This is a genomic window from Mesorhizobium sp. 01N446 (genome assembly GCF_056399285.1).
In genome coordinates this window covers 946,423-960,421 of the sequence record NZ_JBFTRA010000001.1, presented here as the reverse complement: position 1 = coordinate 960,421, position 13,999 = coordinate 946,423, and the positions used below count along the sequence as shown (strand labels likewise).

The 13,999-nt window shown below is 65.1% G+C and carries 18 protein-coding genes; 9 read left to right on the top strand and 9 right to left on the bottom strand.

Annotated features, from left to right (window positions below; translation table 11 throughout):
- Nucleotides 1-9 precede the first annotated feature (9 nt).
- Nucleotides 10-1,254 carry an RNA polymerase sigma factor gene (locus tag AC1DPX_RS04465; protein ID WP_477234857.1) on the top strand — a complete coding sequence of 415 codons (1,245 nt, stop codon included), beginning with the start codon at nucleotides 10-12 and terminating at the stop codon, nucleotides 1,252-1,254.
- A 3-nt stretch (nucleotides 1,255-1,257) separates the two neighbouring features.
- On the opposite strand, the gene AC1DPX_RS04460 is transcribed toward AC1DPX_RS04465, so the two are convergent.
- The 6 genes from AC1DPX_RS04460 to hrcA all read right to left on the bottom strand — a co-directional run bounded on the left by AC1DPX_RS04460 (nucleotide 1,258) and on the right by hrcA (nucleotide 6,851).
- The gene (locus tag AC1DPX_RS04460) at nucleotides 1,258-1,884 is read right to left on the bottom strand and encodes a glutathione S-transferase family protein (RefSeq protein WP_477234855.1); all 627 of its coding nucleotides are present in this window, start codon (nucleotides 1,882-1,884) and stop codon (nucleotides 1,258-1,260) included.
- Between the two features lie 132 nt (nucleotides 1,885-2,016).
- Entirely contained in the window at nucleotides 2,017-2,997 is a 981-nt protein-coding gene (gene cysK, locus AC1DPX_RS04455) for a cysteine synthase A (protein ID WP_477234853.1), read from the bottom strand.
- A gap of 180 nt (nucleotides 2,998-3,177) precedes the next feature.
- Nucleotides 3,178-3,795 (bottom strand): LysE family translocator, encoded by a 618-nt coding sequence (locus tag AC1DPX_RS04450; RefSeq protein ID WP_477234851.1) that lies wholly within the window; start codon nucleotides 3,793-3,795, stop codon nucleotides 3,178-3,180.
- A 271-nt stretch (nucleotides 3,796-4,066) separates the two neighbouring features.
- Nucleotides 4,067-5,449 (bottom strand): PQQ-dependent sugar dehydrogenase, encoded by a 1,383-nt coding sequence (locus tag AC1DPX_RS04445; protein ID WP_477234849.1) that lies wholly within the window; start codon nucleotides 5,447-5,449, stop codon nucleotides 4,067-4,069.
- An 81-nt stretch (nucleotides 5,450-5,530) separates the two neighbouring features.
- On the bottom strand, nucleotides 5,531-5,728 hold the full coding sequence (locus tag AC1DPX_RS04440; RefSeq protein ID WP_095202875.1) for a hypothetical protein: 198 nt from the start codon (nucleotides 5,726-5,728) through the stop codon (nucleotides 5,531-5,533).
- Between the two features lie 40 nt (nucleotides 5,729-5,768).
- Nucleotides 5,769-6,851, bottom strand: coding sequence for a heat-inducible transcriptional repressor HrcA (gene hrcA, locus AC1DPX_RS04435; protein ID WP_041164512.1), 1,083 nt, complete (start codon nucleotides 6,849-6,851; stop codon nucleotides 5,769-5,771).
- 158 nt (nucleotides 6,852-7,009) lie between these two features.
- Here hrcA and rph point away from each other — a divergent pair, with 158 nt between their 5' ends.
- From rph to AC1DPX_RS04405, 6 genes are all read left to right on the top strand, one after another.
- Nucleotides 7,010-7,726 (top strand): ribonuclease PH, encoded by a 717-nt coding sequence (rph, locus tag AC1DPX_RS04430; protein WP_032932415.1) that lies wholly within the window; start codon nucleotides 7,010-7,012, stop codon nucleotides 7,724-7,726.
- A 177-nt stretch (nucleotides 7,727-7,903) separates the two neighbouring features.
- On the top strand, nucleotides 7,904-8,314 hold the full coding sequence (locus tag AC1DPX_RS04425; RefSeq protein ID WP_477234847.1) for a VOC family protein: 411 nt from the start codon (nucleotides 7,904-7,906) through the stop codon (nucleotides 8,312-8,314).
- Nucleotides 8,314-8,976: an RdgB/HAM1 family non-canonical purine NTP pyrophosphatase gene (gene rdgB, locus AC1DPX_RS04420; protein ID WP_477234845.1), complete on the top strand. Its 663-nt coding sequence runs from the start codon at nucleotides 8,314-8,316 to the stop codon at nucleotides 8,974-8,976. The genes AC1DPX_RS04425 and rdgB overlap by 1 nt, the downstream gene beginning before the upstream one ends.
- An 11-nt stretch (nucleotides 8,977-8,987) precedes the next feature.
- A complete protein-coding gene (gene hemW, locus AC1DPX_RS04415; RefSeq protein WP_477234843.1) occupies nucleotides 8,988-10,151 on the top strand; it encodes a radical SAM family heme chaperone HemW in 1,164 nt (387 codons plus the stop codon).
- Between the two features lie 43 nt (nucleotides 10,152-10,194).
- Nucleotides 10,195-10,593 carry a hypothetical protein gene (locus AC1DPX_RS04410; RefSeq protein ID WP_477234841.1) on the top strand — a complete coding sequence of 133 codons (399 nt, stop codon included), beginning with the start codon at nucleotides 10,195-10,197 and terminating at the stop codon, nucleotides 10,591-10,593.
- 57 nt (nucleotides 10,594-10,650) lie between these two features.
- On the top strand, nucleotides 10,651-10,974 hold the full coding sequence (locus tag AC1DPX_RS04405) for a low molecular weight protein tyrosine phosphatase family protein (protein ID WP_202356992.1): 324 nt from the start codon (nucleotides 10,651-10,653) through the stop codon (nucleotides 10,972-10,974).
- Nucleotides 10,975-11,058: 84 nt separating this feature from the next.
- On the opposite strand, the gene AC1DPX_RS04400 is transcribed toward AC1DPX_RS04405, so the two are convergent.
- Nucleotides 11,059-11,247 (bottom strand): hypothetical protein, encoded by a 189-nt coding sequence (locus tag AC1DPX_RS04400; RefSeq protein WP_477234839.1) that lies wholly within the window; start codon nucleotides 11,245-11,247, stop codon nucleotides 11,059-11,061.
- A 7-nt stretch (nucleotides 11,248-11,254) separates the two neighbouring features.
- Nucleotides 11,255-11,440: a hypothetical protein gene (locus AC1DPX_RS04395; RefSeq protein WP_477234837.1), complete on the bottom strand. Its 186-nt coding sequence runs from the start codon at nucleotides 11,438-11,440 to the stop codon at nucleotides 11,255-11,257.
- Nucleotides 11,441-11,615: 175 nt separating this feature from the next.
- On the opposite strand from AC1DPX_RS04395, the gene rsmI reads away from it, so the two are divergent.
- Together rsmI and AC1DPX_RS04385 are read left to right on the top strand one after the other, a co-directional pair.
- A complete protein-coding gene (gene rsmI, locus AC1DPX_RS04390; RefSeq protein WP_477234835.1) occupies nucleotides 11,616-12,542 on the top strand; it encodes a 16S rRNA (cytidine(1402)-2'-O)-methyltransferase in 927 nt (308 codons plus the stop codon).
- Nucleotides 12,535-12,912, top strand: coding sequence for a YraN family protein (locus tag AC1DPX_RS04385; protein WP_202356988.1), 378 nt, complete (start codon nucleotides 12,535-12,537; stop codon nucleotides 12,910-12,912). The genes rsmI and AC1DPX_RS04385 overlap by 8 nt, the downstream gene beginning before the upstream one ends.
- Before the next feature lie 191 nt (nucleotides 12,913-13,103).
- On the opposite strand, the gene AC1DPX_RS04380 is transcribed toward AC1DPX_RS04385, so the two are convergent.
- Complete coding sequence (locus AC1DPX_RS04380) at nucleotides 13,104-13,910, bottom strand: undecaprenyl-diphosphate phosphatase (RefSeq protein WP_477234833.1); 807 nt, start codon at nucleotides 13,908-13,910, stop codon at nucleotides 13,104-13,106.
- Between the last annotated feature and the right edge of the window lie 89 nt (nucleotides 13,911-13,999).

Here is a 13,999-nt window from a genome sequence, read left to right as displayed (position 1 = left end):
GACCATGTGATGGACAGTCGCCCGGAGATCGCCCGGGCGGCCGCCGAGGCCGCCGCCCGGCAAAGCTATGGCAAGCTGGTCGCCTGGCTCGCGGCGCGCACGCGCGACGTGACCGCGGCCGAGGACGCGCTGGCGGACGCCTTTGCCGCGGCGCTCGAACGCTGGCCGAAATCGGGCGTGCCTGAGAAGCCGGAAGCCTGGCTGCTGGCCGTGGCGCGGCGCCGGCGGGTCGATGCGGTGCGCCGGCGGCTCACCCGGGAAGCTGCCCGCGATCATCTCAAGCTGATTGCCGAGGAGATGGAGGCGCGCATGACCGACGAAGAACTGCCCGACGAACGGCTGCGGCTGATGTTCGCTTGCGCGCATCCGGCGATCGAACCCGGCGTGCGGGCGCCGCTGATCCTGCAGACCGTGCTGGGCTTCGATGCCGCGACGATCGCTTCCGCCTTCCTGGTCTCGCCGGCAACGATGGGCCAGCGCCTCGTGCGCGCCAAGACGCGCATCCGCGAAGCCGGCATTCCGTTCCGTGTGCCGGAGCGGGCCGAACTTGGCGAGCGGCTGGGCGCGGTGCTGGAGGCGATCTACGCCGCCTTCGCCGAAGGCTGGTCCGATCCGGCCGGCACCGAGACGCAGCGCCGCAACCTCGCCACCGAAGGCATCTGGCTCGGCCGCCTCGTGGCGAGGCTGATGCCGCAAGAGCCGGAAGCGCTCGGCCTGCTTGCGCTGATGCTGTTTGCCGAGGCGCGCCGCACGGCCCGGCGCAGTGCCGAAGGCGACTTCGTGCCTCTGGCCGAACAGGACTGCGACCTGTGGGACCGCGCCCTGATCGACGAGGCGGAGGCGCTTCTGTCCCATGCCGCGTCGAGCGGCGTCGTCGGCCGTTACCAGCTCGAGGCGGCCGTCCAGTCCGCCCACGCGGCGCGGCGGCTGACCGGCCGCACCGACTGGCCGGCGATCCGCGCGCTTTACGACGCGCTGTTTTCGATCGCCGGATCGCCGGTGGTGGCGATCAATCGCGCGGTGGCGCTTGCCGAGACGGAGGGTGCCGTGGCGGGGCTGGCGGCGCTTTACGTGCTGGGCGACGACAAGCGGCTCAATGAGTATCAGCCCTATTGGGCGGCGCGCGCCGGTCTCCTGGCCAGGCTTGGCCAGGTGCCGCAGGCAACCGAGGCCTATGACAGGGCAATCGGCCTCGAACGCGACCCGGCGGTGCGCCGGTTCCTGCAGGGTAAGAGGGCGGCGCTGCGAAACTGACCGTCAGCCGGGCCACATCTCATGCGATGTGTTGAGCGTCTTCATCAGGGGATGCTCACGCAGCTTTGCCCATAAACGTTCGATGTTCGGCCAGGCGGTCCGCGCGGTGTCGATGTCGGGATGCCAGGCAATGAGCATGACGAGATAGATGTCGGCCAACGACAGGCCGTCGCCGACCAGCCAGTCACGGCCTTTGAGAGCGACATCGAGAACGGCGAAGCCGCGGTCCATCTCGGCGATGGCCGCCTGCTTGACGGCTTTCGTGCCCTCGGCGTCGGCCGTGTAGCGATGGGCGTAGTAAAACCGCAGCACCGCTGGGTAGAGCACAGACGACATGAACGCCATCCAGCGCAGGAAATCGGCGCGGGCCGGTGCGCCGACCGCCGGCGCCAGGCAGGCCTCCGGATGGCGCTCGGCGATCAGGATGCAGATCGCCGCCGATTCGGTCATCGAGCGTCCGTCCGGCAAGGTCAGCACCGGCACCTGGTTCAGCGGGCTGATGTCGAGGAAGGCCGGACCGGGTCTGTCGGATTTCGGCACGTCGATCTGCTCGAACGGTGCGTTGGCCAGCGCCAGCGCTGCCTCGACGACGAACCCGCCGCTGCCCGGACGGGTATAGAGCTTGTACATGAAATCCTCCCCGGCCCGCGCAAAGCGGGCCGGGGGCGATATGAACCGGAAGCAGGGTTCTGCTCAAGCCGGATTGCGGGCGCCACGGAAGGATTTTCTGCGGGCCAGCCGATTCGTAAAAAAGGCGGTGGCCTACGCCCCCAGCCCTTCGAACAGAATCGTCGATAGATAGCGCTCGGCGAAGGATGGGATGATCACGACCAGCGTCTTGCCCTTGTTCTCCGGCCGCGAGCCGACGACGATCGCCGCCTGCAGGGCCGCACCCGACGAAATGCCGACTGGTACGCCTTCGAGGCGGGCGACGAGGCGCGCATTGGCGACGGAATCCTCGTTCGAGACCTTGACGATCTCGTCATAGATCGTGGTGTCGAGGATCTTTGGCGCGAAGCCGGCGCCGATGCCCTGGATCTTGTGCGGGCCGGGCTGGCCGCCCGACAGCACTGGCGAAGCCTCGGGCTCGACGGCGACGATCTGCACCGAGGGCTTGCGCTTCTTCAGCACCTGGCCGACGCCGGTGATGGTGCCGCCGGTGCCGATGCCGGCAACGAAGATGTCGATCTCGCCCTGCGTGTCGTTCCAGATTTCCTCTGCGGTCGTCGTGCGGTGGATTTCCGGATTGGCGGGGTTTTCGAACTGCTGCGGGATGATGGCGTTGGGGATCGTCGCGGCCAGTTCGTCGGCCTTGGCGATGGCGCCCTTCATGCCTTTCGGACCCTCGGTCAGCACCAGCTCGGCGCCGAGCAACGCCAGCATTTTGCGGCGCTCGACCGACATCGTCTCGGGCATGGTCAGGATCAGCTTGTAGCCCTTGGCGGCTGCGGCGAAGGCAAGGGCGATGCCGGTATTGCCCGAGGTCGGCTCGATCAGCGTGGTCTTGCCGGGCGCAATCTTGCCGGCCGCCTCCAGCGCCTCGATCATCGCCACGCCGATGCGGTCCTTGACCGAGGCGATCGGGTTGAAGAATTCGAGCTTGGCGACCAGATTGGCGACGACGCCCTTCTCCTTGGCGAACTTGTCGAGCCGGACCAGGGGCGTGTCGCCGATCGTGTCGGTGATCGAACTGTAGATGCGGCCGCGGCCGGGGACGCGGGCGGAGGTGGCGGGCTTGTTCATTGGTTTCGCTCCCAGGATTTCAGGCAAGTGGCATTGCAGCCGGCAAGATAGGGCTTTCAGCCGCGCAACATAAGCTGTCGGCCGGAAATATCCGAGTGGGCCTCTTGTCTAAAACGCCCGTGTCCCGGAAAAGCATTTCGCGGCGAAGCCCGCCCCCGGAATGTTTTGGCGGAAAGGGCGTTACTGGCGGGCCGCGATCGCTGCCGCCGCGCCCACCATGAAGCCGGCGGCGGTGCGGTTCAGCACCTTTAGCGCACGCGGCGATTTCAGGAACCAGCGCGCCTTGGCGGCGAGCGCCAGGTAAGGCACCAGCACGACGAACAGGACGGCCACCGTCAGGGCGGCGAGAATGCCGTAGTCGGCCAGCGTAATGGTCTTCAGGTCGACGATAGTCGGTGTGATGGCAAGGTAGAAGATCATCGTCTTCGGATTGCCGAGCGTGACGGTTAGGCCGGCTATGAAGCTCGAAATCAGTCCGCCCTTGCCCTTTTTCGCCTCGACCGTTTCGGGCGTGATGCCCGCGGTCCAGAAGCGCCAGCCCAGAAATGCCAGATAGGCGACGCCGGCCCATTTGATCGCCAGGAACACCATGCCGAAGGTCTGCGCGACGAAGGCGAGGCCGAGCACCACGGCGGTCAGATAGGTGAGGTCGCCCAGCATCAGGCCAAAGGACATGGCCAGCGACGAGCGAAAGCCCGAGCCCAGCGCCCGCGCGACAAGCGCGGTGACGCCAGGGCCGGGAATCGCGGCGGCGATGCCGAGGGCGGCACTGTAGGCGAGGAAGCCGGTGAGGGTCATGGATAGGGTCCCAGATCAGCGGGCTTTATCGCATACATCCAAATAGAATTGAATTTCCTGGGGATTGGATTTGATTGCACCAGACAGCCCGGTCTTCGCCTTGTGAAGCCCCCTCATCCGGCCGCTTCGGGCCACGTGGGGAAGAAGAGGAAAGCGACGGCGCTCGCAGGCTCCTCTCCCCACCGGGGAGAGGTCAAATTACCCCGAATTGCCCCTGCAATTCGGTTTCGGCAATCCGGGTGAGGGGGCCTGCGCTGCCGAGTAATGTCCCTCAGGAACGCCCGCCATCATAGGTCACGCGCCAGATCGTGCCGTTGCCGTCCTCGGTCACGATCAGCGCGCCGTCATGGGCTACGGCCACCCCCACCGGTCGGCCCCAGACCTCGCCGTTGGAAACGACGAAGCCGGTCATGAAGTCCTCGTATTCGCCGGTCGGCTTGCCGTCCTTGAACAGCAGGCGGACGATCTTGTAGCCGGTCCTGTTGCCGCGATTCCACGAACCGTGCAGGGCGACAAACGCATCGCCCCGGTATTCCTTGGGAAAACCGCTGTCGGCGGGCAGGTCCTTGCGGTCGTAGAAGGCGATGTTGAGCGGCGCCGAATGCGCCTGCATCAGCACGTCGGGAATGGTCGCCTTGCCGGCGAGGTCGGGGCGCGCGCCCTTGTGGCGGGGATCCTCGTGGTTGCCGATATAGTACCAGGGCCAGCCATAGTACGCGCCGTCCTTGACCGACGTGGCGTACTCGAACGGCACATTGTCGCCCAGCGCGTCGCGCTCGTTGACAACGCACCACAGCGCCCCCGTCGCCGGCTGGATGGTCATGCCGGAACAATTGCGCAGGCCGGTGGCGACGATGCGGCCGTTCTTGCCGTCCGGATCGAAGGCCTGCACGTCGGCGCGCCCCTCTTCGGAGCCCCAGGCCGCGCCGAGCGGCTTCGACGCCACCCAGGCGTCGAGGCCGCCCTCGGGCGCCTTGCCCATGTCCTCGGCGACATTCGAGCCCGAACCGACCGACAGATAGAGCGTCTTGCCGTCAGGCGAAAAGGCGATGTCGCGGGTCCAGTGATGGTTCGCGGGAATGTTGGCGACGATGATTTCCGGTTCGCCGGATGCCTTCAGTTCGCCCTTCTGATAGGCAAAGCGCACGATGCTGTCGCTGTTGGCGACATAGACCCATTGCGGGTCATCGCCCGGCGGATAGAAGGCGATGCCATAGGGCTGATTGAGATTGCCGGCGAAAATGCCGTCCTCGGCGGGCCTGGCGCTGTCCTTGGCCAGGCGATAGACGCGGACTTGGTTGGCCTCGCTGTCGGCGACGAACAGGTCGCCATTGGGCGCGACGCGCACGGCGCGCGGATTGTCGATGCCGGACGCGATCAGCTCGGCCGAAAAACCCGGCGGCAATTGCGGCTTCGCGCCCGCCGGCATGTCGGCAAGCCCGGCGCTGTTCGAGGCCGACTTGGTGACATAGGGTTTTGGCAGGTCTTCCGGTTTGATCAGGCGGCGCACGCCCGGCCTGTCGGCGCGCCAGTCGCCGAAGGCGGCCGCACCCTTCAGGACGGGCTGATCGGCCTGCTGGGCGAATGCCGCGCTTGTCATGAGATAGAGTGCTGGAAGCACCAGTCCGGCCAATCGGATCACTTTGTCCTCCATCTGGTCGCGAAGGAAACCAACGGCCGATCTGTCCCCGGGTTCCGCCTCACACGACGAGTTGAGGGGAAGCAGGTTCCCTGCCTATGTCCCGGCAGCCAGGAAATCGTCGTCGAGGCGTTTTTCCAGCGCGACGAGATCGGCCGGCAGCGGCAAGCCCATGGCGCGCATTTCCTGCAGCTTCTCGCGCAATTGTTCCTGGATTTCGTGCTGGTCTTCCGGCTGGTTGACCATCTCCTCGAGCAGCAGGCTGATCCGGGCCTTGAGTTCTTCGAGCGCCATTGTTTTTCTCCTTGCTGCCCGTCTCTTGCCGTCCGGGGCGCTACCTTAGCATGCGCGAAATCAGCTGCGCGGTATAATCGACCATCGGCACGATGCGGGCGTAGTTCAACCGGGTCGGGCCGATGACGCCGAGCGCGCCGACGACGCGGGCATCCTTGTCGCGATAGGGCGCGACCACCAGCGACGAGCCCGACAGCGAGAACAGCTTGTTTTCCGAGCCGATGAAGATGCGCACGCCCGATCCCTGCTCGGCGAGGTCAAGCAGCTGGATCAGACCGTCCTGCGTCTCCATGTCCTCGAACAAGTGCCGCAGGAGTTCGATATCGGCCTGGGCGGTGACGTTTTCGAGCAGATTGGCGCGGCCGCGCACGATGAGCCGCGCCGGCAGGCCGCTTTCCGCGCCCGCCCACACCGCCAGCCCTTTCTCGACGAGGTCCTGCGACAGTGTATCCAGCGCCGCTCTCGTCTCTTCCTTGATGCGGGCGATTTCGGTGCGCGCTTCGGCCAGCGTGCGGCCGCGGATATGCGCGTTGAGGAAATTCGAGGCTTCATGCAGTTGCGAGACGGTGATGCCGGCGGGCAGCTCGACGACGCGGTTCTCGACGTCGCCATTCTGCGACACCAGCACGGCAAGCGCCTTGGTCGGCTCCAGCTGGATGAACTCGATATGCTTCAGCGCCACCTCGTTCTTGGCGGCCAGCACCAGGCCGGCGCCGCGCGACATGCCCGACAGCATCTGGCTGGCCTCGGTCAGCATGTGCTCCAGCGTCGCGCCCGAGCCGGAGGCCCGTACCTGCGCCTCGATGGTGCGGCGCTCCTCGTCGGAGAGGTCGCCAAGTTCCATGAAGGCATCGACGAAGAAGCGCAGGCCCGCCTGCGTCGGCAGCCGGCCGGCGGAGATGTGCGGTGCGTAGATCAGCCCGAGATGCTCGAGGTCGCTCATCACATTGCGGATGGTGGCCGGCGACAGCGAGGAAGGCAGGATGCGCGACAGGCTGCGCGAGCCCACGGGCTCGCCATCCCTGAGATAGGAATCGACGATGCGCCGGAAGATGTCACGAGAGCGCATGTCGAGTGATTGAAGTGCAAGCGACTGCGAACCGGGATCGATTGCCTTGGTCATTCGGCCAAAAACCTCCTTGTTCAGGATATAGACTTCGGCGCGGTGGACGCAACCCGGTCTCTCGCGTCGGCTCACCGGGTCCGTTTTCCTTTGCGCGCCGCCCCCCATGCGTCTAAAAGCCGGCCACGATTCCGAAAAATGACTGGAAAGAAGCCTGAATGCGCCCCTCCAAACGCCAATTCGACGAAATGCGCGCCATCTCCTTCGAGCGCGGCGTCTCCAAGCACGCCGAAGGTTCGTGCCTGGTGAAGTTCGGCGACACCCATGTCCTGTGCACCGCCAGCCTCGAGGAAAAGGTGCCGGGCTGGATGCGCAATTCCGGCAAGGGCTGGGTGACGGCCGAATATGGCATGCTGCCGCGCTCGACTGGCGAGCGCATGCGCCGCGAGGCCTCCGCCGGCAAGCAGGGCGGCCGCACGTTGGAAATCCAGCGCCTCATCGGCCGCTCCTTGCGCGCGGTGGTCGATCTGCAGGCGCTGGGCGAACAGCAGATCACCGTCGACTGCGACGTCATCCAGGCCGATGGCGGCACCCGCACCGCCTCGATCACCGGCGGCTGGGTGGCGCTGTACGACTGCCTGCGCTGGATGGAAGCGCGCCAGATGGCCAGCGTCGCCAAGGTGCTGAAAGACCACGTCGCGGCGATTTCCTGCGGCATCCATGACGGCCAGCCGGTCATCGATCTCGATTATCTCGAGGATTCCGCGGCCGGCACCGACGCCAATTTCGTCATGACCGGCAAGGGGGGCATCGTCGAGATCCAGGGCACCGCCGAGGGCGAGCCTTTCTCGGAGGACCAGTTTGCCGAATTGATGGGCCTGGCCAAGAAAGGCATCCAGCGCCTGGTGAGTTTGCAGCAGATGGCGGTGGCTTAGGATTTAGATGCCGAGCGTGAGTGCCCCCCTCTGGCCTGCCGGCCATCTCCCCCACTTTGGGGGAGATCGGCTGTGGTCTCGGATTTCGCCAACCGTCAACGTCGAGGCGCTGTCGGCGAAGCTGCCAATCTCCCCCCAGGTGGGGGAGATGCCCGGCAGGGCAGAGGGGGGCGCCTCGTGATACCCTCTGCAATCCTGGAATCCGCACTCTACGTCACCGACCTCACCGCCGCCGAAGCCTTCTACACGGACATCCTCGGCCTCATCCTCCTCGGCAAGGTCGAAGGCCGCCACCTCTTCTTCCGTTGCGGGCCGGGCGTGCTGCTCATCTTCAACGCCGAAGCGACGAAAATACCTCTGGCGCCGGATGCCCGGCTGCCGGTGCCGCCGCATGGCACGGTCGGCGAGGGTCATCTCTGCTTCGCGGCGACCGCCGACGAGCTCGCCGGCTGGAAAGCCCATCTCGAGGCGAAGAAGATCGCCATCGAAAGCGAATTCGAATGGCCGCAAGGTGGCCGTTCGCTCTATATACGCGACCCCTCGGGCAATTCGATCGAGTTCGCCGAGCCGAGAATCTGGGGCCTTTGATGCATACACTTGATGGCAAGAAGATCGTCGTCGCCAGCCACAATGCCGGCAAGCTGCGCGAATTCGCCGATTTGATGGGGCCGTTCGGTTTCGAGGCGAAGTCGGCCAAGGACTATGGCCTGCCGGAGCCTGACGAGACCGGCACGACTTTCGAGGAAAACGCCTACATCAAGGCGCTGGCCGCCGCGAAGGCGACCGGCCTGCCGGCGCTGTCGGACGATTCTGGGCTCTGCGTCGACGCGCTCGACGGCGCGCCCGGCGTCTACACCGCCAACTGGGCCGAAACCGCTGACGGCAGCAGAGATTTCGCCATGGCCATGCAGCGCACCGAAGTGGCGCTGCAGGAGGTCGGCGCCGCCTCGGCCGAGCAGCGCAAGGGCCGCTTCGTCGCCGTCATTTGTCTCGCCTTTCCCGACGGCGCGGCCGAATATTATCGCGGCGAGGCCGAGGGCACGCTGGTCTGGCCGCCGCGCGGCGAGCTCGGCTTCGGCTACGATCCGGTGTTCTTGCCCAATGGCTTCGACAAGACGTTCGGCGAGATGAGCGCCGAGGAAAAGCATGGCTGGAAACCCGGCCAGCCGACGGCGCTGTCGCATCGCGCCCGCGCCTTCCAGAAATTCGCCCAGGCACGGTTGAATACGCCGGGATCGGGCTCGGCATGATTGGACACGGCATGACCATGCCGCTCGACCGGACGCCCGGCTTCGGCGTCTACATCCACTGGCCGTTCTGCGCGGCCAAATGCCCCTATTGCGACTTCAACAGCCATGTCCGCCACCAGCCGGTCGACCAGGAGCGCTTTGCCGCCGCCTTCGAGGCGGAGCTGGCGACGATGCGCCAGCGCACCGGGCCGCGCGAGGTCACCAGCATCTTTCTCGGCGGCGGCACGCCGTCGCTGATGAGGCCGGAAACCGTGGCCAGGGTCCTGGACGCGGTGGCCAAGAACTGGACGGTGCCTGACGGCATCGAAGTGACGCTGGAGGCCAACCCGTCCTCGGTCGAGGCCGAACGCTTTCGCGGCTATCGCACCGCCGGCGTCAATCGCGTCTCGCTCGGCGTGCAGGCGCTGAACGACAAGGATTTGCGCTTCCTCGGCCGTCTGCACAATGTCGATGAGGCACTGCACGCCATCGGGCTCGCGCGCGAAATCTTCCCGCGCCTGTCCTTCGACCTGATCTACGCCCGGCCCGGCCAGACGCCGGAAGCCTGGGCAGCCGAGCTTGAACAGGCGATCGGCCACGCCGCCGACCATCTCTCGCTCTATCAGCTGACCATCGAGGAAGGCACGCCCTTCCACGCCCTGCATGCGGCGAAGAAATTCATCATTCCCGACAATGACCACGCCGCCGACCTCTATGCGTTGACGCAGGAGATCACCACGGCGCACGGCCTGCCGGCCTACGAGATTTCCAACCACGCCCGGCCGGGCGCCGAGAGCCGGCACAACCTGACCTATTGGCGCTATGGCGAATATGTCGGCGTCGGCCCCGGCGCGCATGGCCGTTTTGTCGAGAACGGCCATCGCACGGTGACGATCGCCGAGCGGATGCCGGAGACCTGGGCCAACCTGGTCGAGGCCAAGGGCCACGGCGTCACCGGCGGCGAGATCCTGACCCGCTCGGAAGAGGCCGACGAGTTCCTGCTGATGGGGCTGAGGCTGGCCGAGGGCATCGACCTGTCGCGCTACGAGGCGTTTTCCGGCCGCGGCCTGTCGAGCGCGCGGCTGTCGGTGCTGCAGGGCGAGGGGCTGGTGGCGCCTATCGGCAATGCGCGGCTCCGCGCCACGCCGGCCGGCATGATCGTGCTCGACGCCGTGGTAGCGGATCTGGCGCGGTAGGCCCAGCGGCGCATGGCCGGACCGTGGTCGACGATTTATCGACTTGAACAAGGATGCTAGAAATTCGGCTTGCTCAGCCGAAGGCGCGTCGCGCGCCGCATCCAAGATAGGTCCTGCGATGAAGTTCCTGATCCATGAGACGTTGCGGACATTGAACACCGATGATGTGTTCGAGTTTGGGCTGGGCGAGATATCGAAACCTTCGGAGGATGAAGATTTCTACGAGGCAGAGGTGATTTTTATCAAGAATGGAAAGGTCCTGACCAAGGGAAAGACGGGCAATCTGAGCAAATTCAGCGTCGTAACCAGCTTTATCACCTTCATAGGAATCAGGCTTAGAGCGGTCGCCAAGGACGATTCGATAGAGTTCGACCTGAATGGACTTACCATGGATCAGTACATCCCCTTGAGCAAAAAGATACGAGAGATATGGGATGAGTAATTGCGTGCGGTTGAGGGTTTCTGGTCGTAGAAATAACCGAATTGAAGATCGAAGCTTTTGAAAAACGTTCTCTTTGTCTGCAGCCAGAACCGCTTGCGAAGCCCGACCGCCGAGCAGGTGTTTTCAACGCGCAGGGATATCGAGGTCGCGTCGGCGGGCACAAACCACGATGCCGACACGCCGCTGACGCATGAGCTGGTCGCCTGGGCCGACATCATCTTCGTCATGGAAAAGGTGCACCGCACCAAACTGCAGAAGAAATTCAAGGCGAGCCTGAGGAAGGCCCGGGTCATCTGCCTCGATATACCTGACAACTACGAATTCATGGATCTGGAGCTGATTGACCTTCTGAAGGCGCGAGTCGCACGGTATCTCCAGTGAACCAGATCCTCGCCATCCTCTGATCCGCGCCGCATCACCCCGCCCAAGATGACGAAGCGCGAGCAGTCACGGAGGTCGCGCTGGTCAGGCGTCGTGCTTGAAACGGCGCTTGCCGCGATCTTTCTCGGCATGCGTTTGTCCGCTCCGCGCCGGTTTGGCGTCGGCCTTTTCGCGGCGAACGCTGTGCTGGTCGTTCATCGGATGCGGCGGCACGCCTTCCCTGGCGGTTTTCGTTTCAAGGCGGGTGATGAAGATATCGAAGCGATTGGGCATCGTACGGTCAGTGCTCCGTCGTGCTGTCTGGTTCGTTGTCGGAAAGCCTGACATTCGTCGGCAAGGCGGTTGCCGCCTGCTTGGTCAGGCTGGTGTCGGTCTTGGCAGGCAGGCGCTTGTCCCTGGGTGCGGCAACGCGCTTGCGGCCGGCATAATAGGGTTCGAAAGCGTCCTGTATCTTCAGGCTGTCCATCCTGTCCTCCCTTTAGGAATCAGGGGCTAAATCTGCCAATTCCGGTTTGGTTCCCCACTGTGGCGAAGGCATGGCGATTGCCTTACATCGGCGTGAGCTTTTGCAAGCCGGCATCAGCCATGCCAAACAAGGGTTTGGCAGGCCAAACAAGATCTGGCAGGCCAAACAGGGCCGAATGGAGACTTGGTCAGTGACCGACGAGACGGGCAGACGCAGCTATGTGGTCGGGCAGACCGAAATTCCCGCCCGTCCGCTCGAGCCGGCGCTCTATCTGGTGGCGACCCCGATCGGCAATCTCGCCGACATCACGCTGCGCGCGCTGGAGACGCTGGCCGCCGCCGACATCGTCGCTTGCGAGGACACCAGGGTGTCGCGCGTGCTGCTCGACCGCTACGGCATCCGCCGCCGCACCACGGCCTATCATGAGCACAATGCCGGCGAGGCCGGGCCGAAACTGATCGCAGCACTTCAGGCCGGACAGAGCGTGGCGCTGATTTCCGATGCCGGCACGCCGCTGGTCTCCGATCCCGGCTACCGGCTGGTCGGCGAGGCGATCGAGCACGGCATTCGCGTCGTGCCGATCCCCGGCCCGTCGGCACCGCTGGCCGCGCTCACCGCGTCCGGCCTGCCGTCCGACGCCTTCCTGTTTGCCGGGTTTCTGCCTGTGAAATCAGGGCAGCGGCTGACGCGGCTGGAAGCCCTGAAGGCCGTGCCGGCGACGCTGATCTTTTTTGAATCGCCGCGCCGGCTGGCCGAATCGCTTGGCGCCATGGTCGAGGCGCTCGGCGGCGAACGCAAGGCCGCCATCGGACGCGAATTGACCAAGACCTTCGAGGAAATGCGCACCGGCACACTGCAGGCGCTGGCCGACCACTATGCGGCGGCCGACACACCGAAGGGCGAGATCGTCGTCTGCGTCGGTCCGGCCGAGGCCAAGGCGGACGAGCCAGCCGATATCGATCGCCTGTTGCTGTCGCTCGCCGCCGAAATGCCGGCCTCCAAGGCGGCGGCGGAAGCGGCAAAGATGACCGGCGGCCAGAAACAGGCGCTCTATCGGCGGCTGCTGGAACTCAAGGATGCCTCCGGAGAGGGCAGTGGCTGAGCGCCCGAGCGCCAGCCGCCAAAAGGCCTATCGGCGCGGCCATCGCGGTGAGTGGCTGGCCGCCGCCGCGCTGATGCTCAAGGGCTACCGCATCCTCGCGCGCCGCCATCGCACCCGCTTCGGCGAGATCGACCTGATCGCGCGGCGCGGCGACCTGGTTCTGTTCGTCGAGGTCAAGGCGCGGCGTTCGCTGATGGAAGCCATGGAAGCGATCGGCCACGAATCGGAACGCCGCATCGAGGCCGCCGCCGACATTTGGCTGTCACGCCAGCCCGACTATGGCAGGCTGTCGATGCGCTTCGACATGGTCGCGGTGCTGCCCTGGCGCTGGCCGGTGCATGTCGAGAATGCGTTTTATGGGCGGAATTGACCAAAAGCTTGTGCGAGGCCGCCCCCTCATCCGGCCGCTGCGCGGCCACCTTCTCCCCGTTGGGGAGAAGAGACTACGCCAGCGCTGACAGGCTCCTCTCCCCTCGGGGAGAGGTCGGATTGTCCCGAATGGCCCTTCGCAATTCGGTTGGCAATCCGGGTGAGGGGGAGCCTACAACGATGCGCGTTCGCTCACCCCCAGATCATCAACGCCACCAACCCGACACCACCCACCACCAGCCGCCACCAGCCGAACAGCGAGTAGCCGTTGCGCGAGACGTAATCGAGCAGGTAGCGCACCACGATGAGCGCGGTAACGAAGGCGGCGACGAAGCCGATGGCGATGATCGGCAGGTCGGCCGATGTCAGCACGTTGCGGTTCTTGAACAGGTCGAAGGCAAAGGCGCCGACCATGGTCGGGATGGCCAGGAAGAAGGAAAACTCAGCCGCCGCGCGCTTGTCGACACCCAAAAGCAGCGCGCCGACAATGGTCGAGCCGGAGCGCGACGTGCCGGGGATCAGCGACAGGCACTGGAAAAGCCCGATCTGCAGGTAAAGCCGGGTGGGGAAGCGCTCGACGTCGCGATAGACCGGATTCAGGTTCATGCGGTCGACCGCCAGCAGGATGACGCCACCGATGATCAGCATGATGCAGATCAGCCGTGGCGATTCGAACAGCACCGTCTTGATGAAATCATGCGCCAGCGCGCCAATGATCGCCGCCGGCAGGAAGGCGATCAGGATGCCGATGACGAAATGCCGCGTCAGCCGGTCATGCGGCAAATCGAGCAGCATCTGCCACAGGCGACGGAAATAGACGCTGAGGATCGCCAGGATGGCGCCGAGCTGGATCAGGATCTCGAAGGCCTTGCCGGTGGAGTTGAAGCCGAGGAAATGGCCGGCGAGCAGGATATGGCCGGTCGAGGACACCGGAATGAACTCGGTCAGCCCCTCCAGCAGGCCGAGCAGCAGGGCTTCGACGATGGTCTGGCTTTCCATGGCTACCTCGGCTTTGCGCGACGGCTAACAGAACGGCTTGCTTGTCATGGCGTTGAACTCCCCCTATAGGTCGCAACACCCCTGACGGC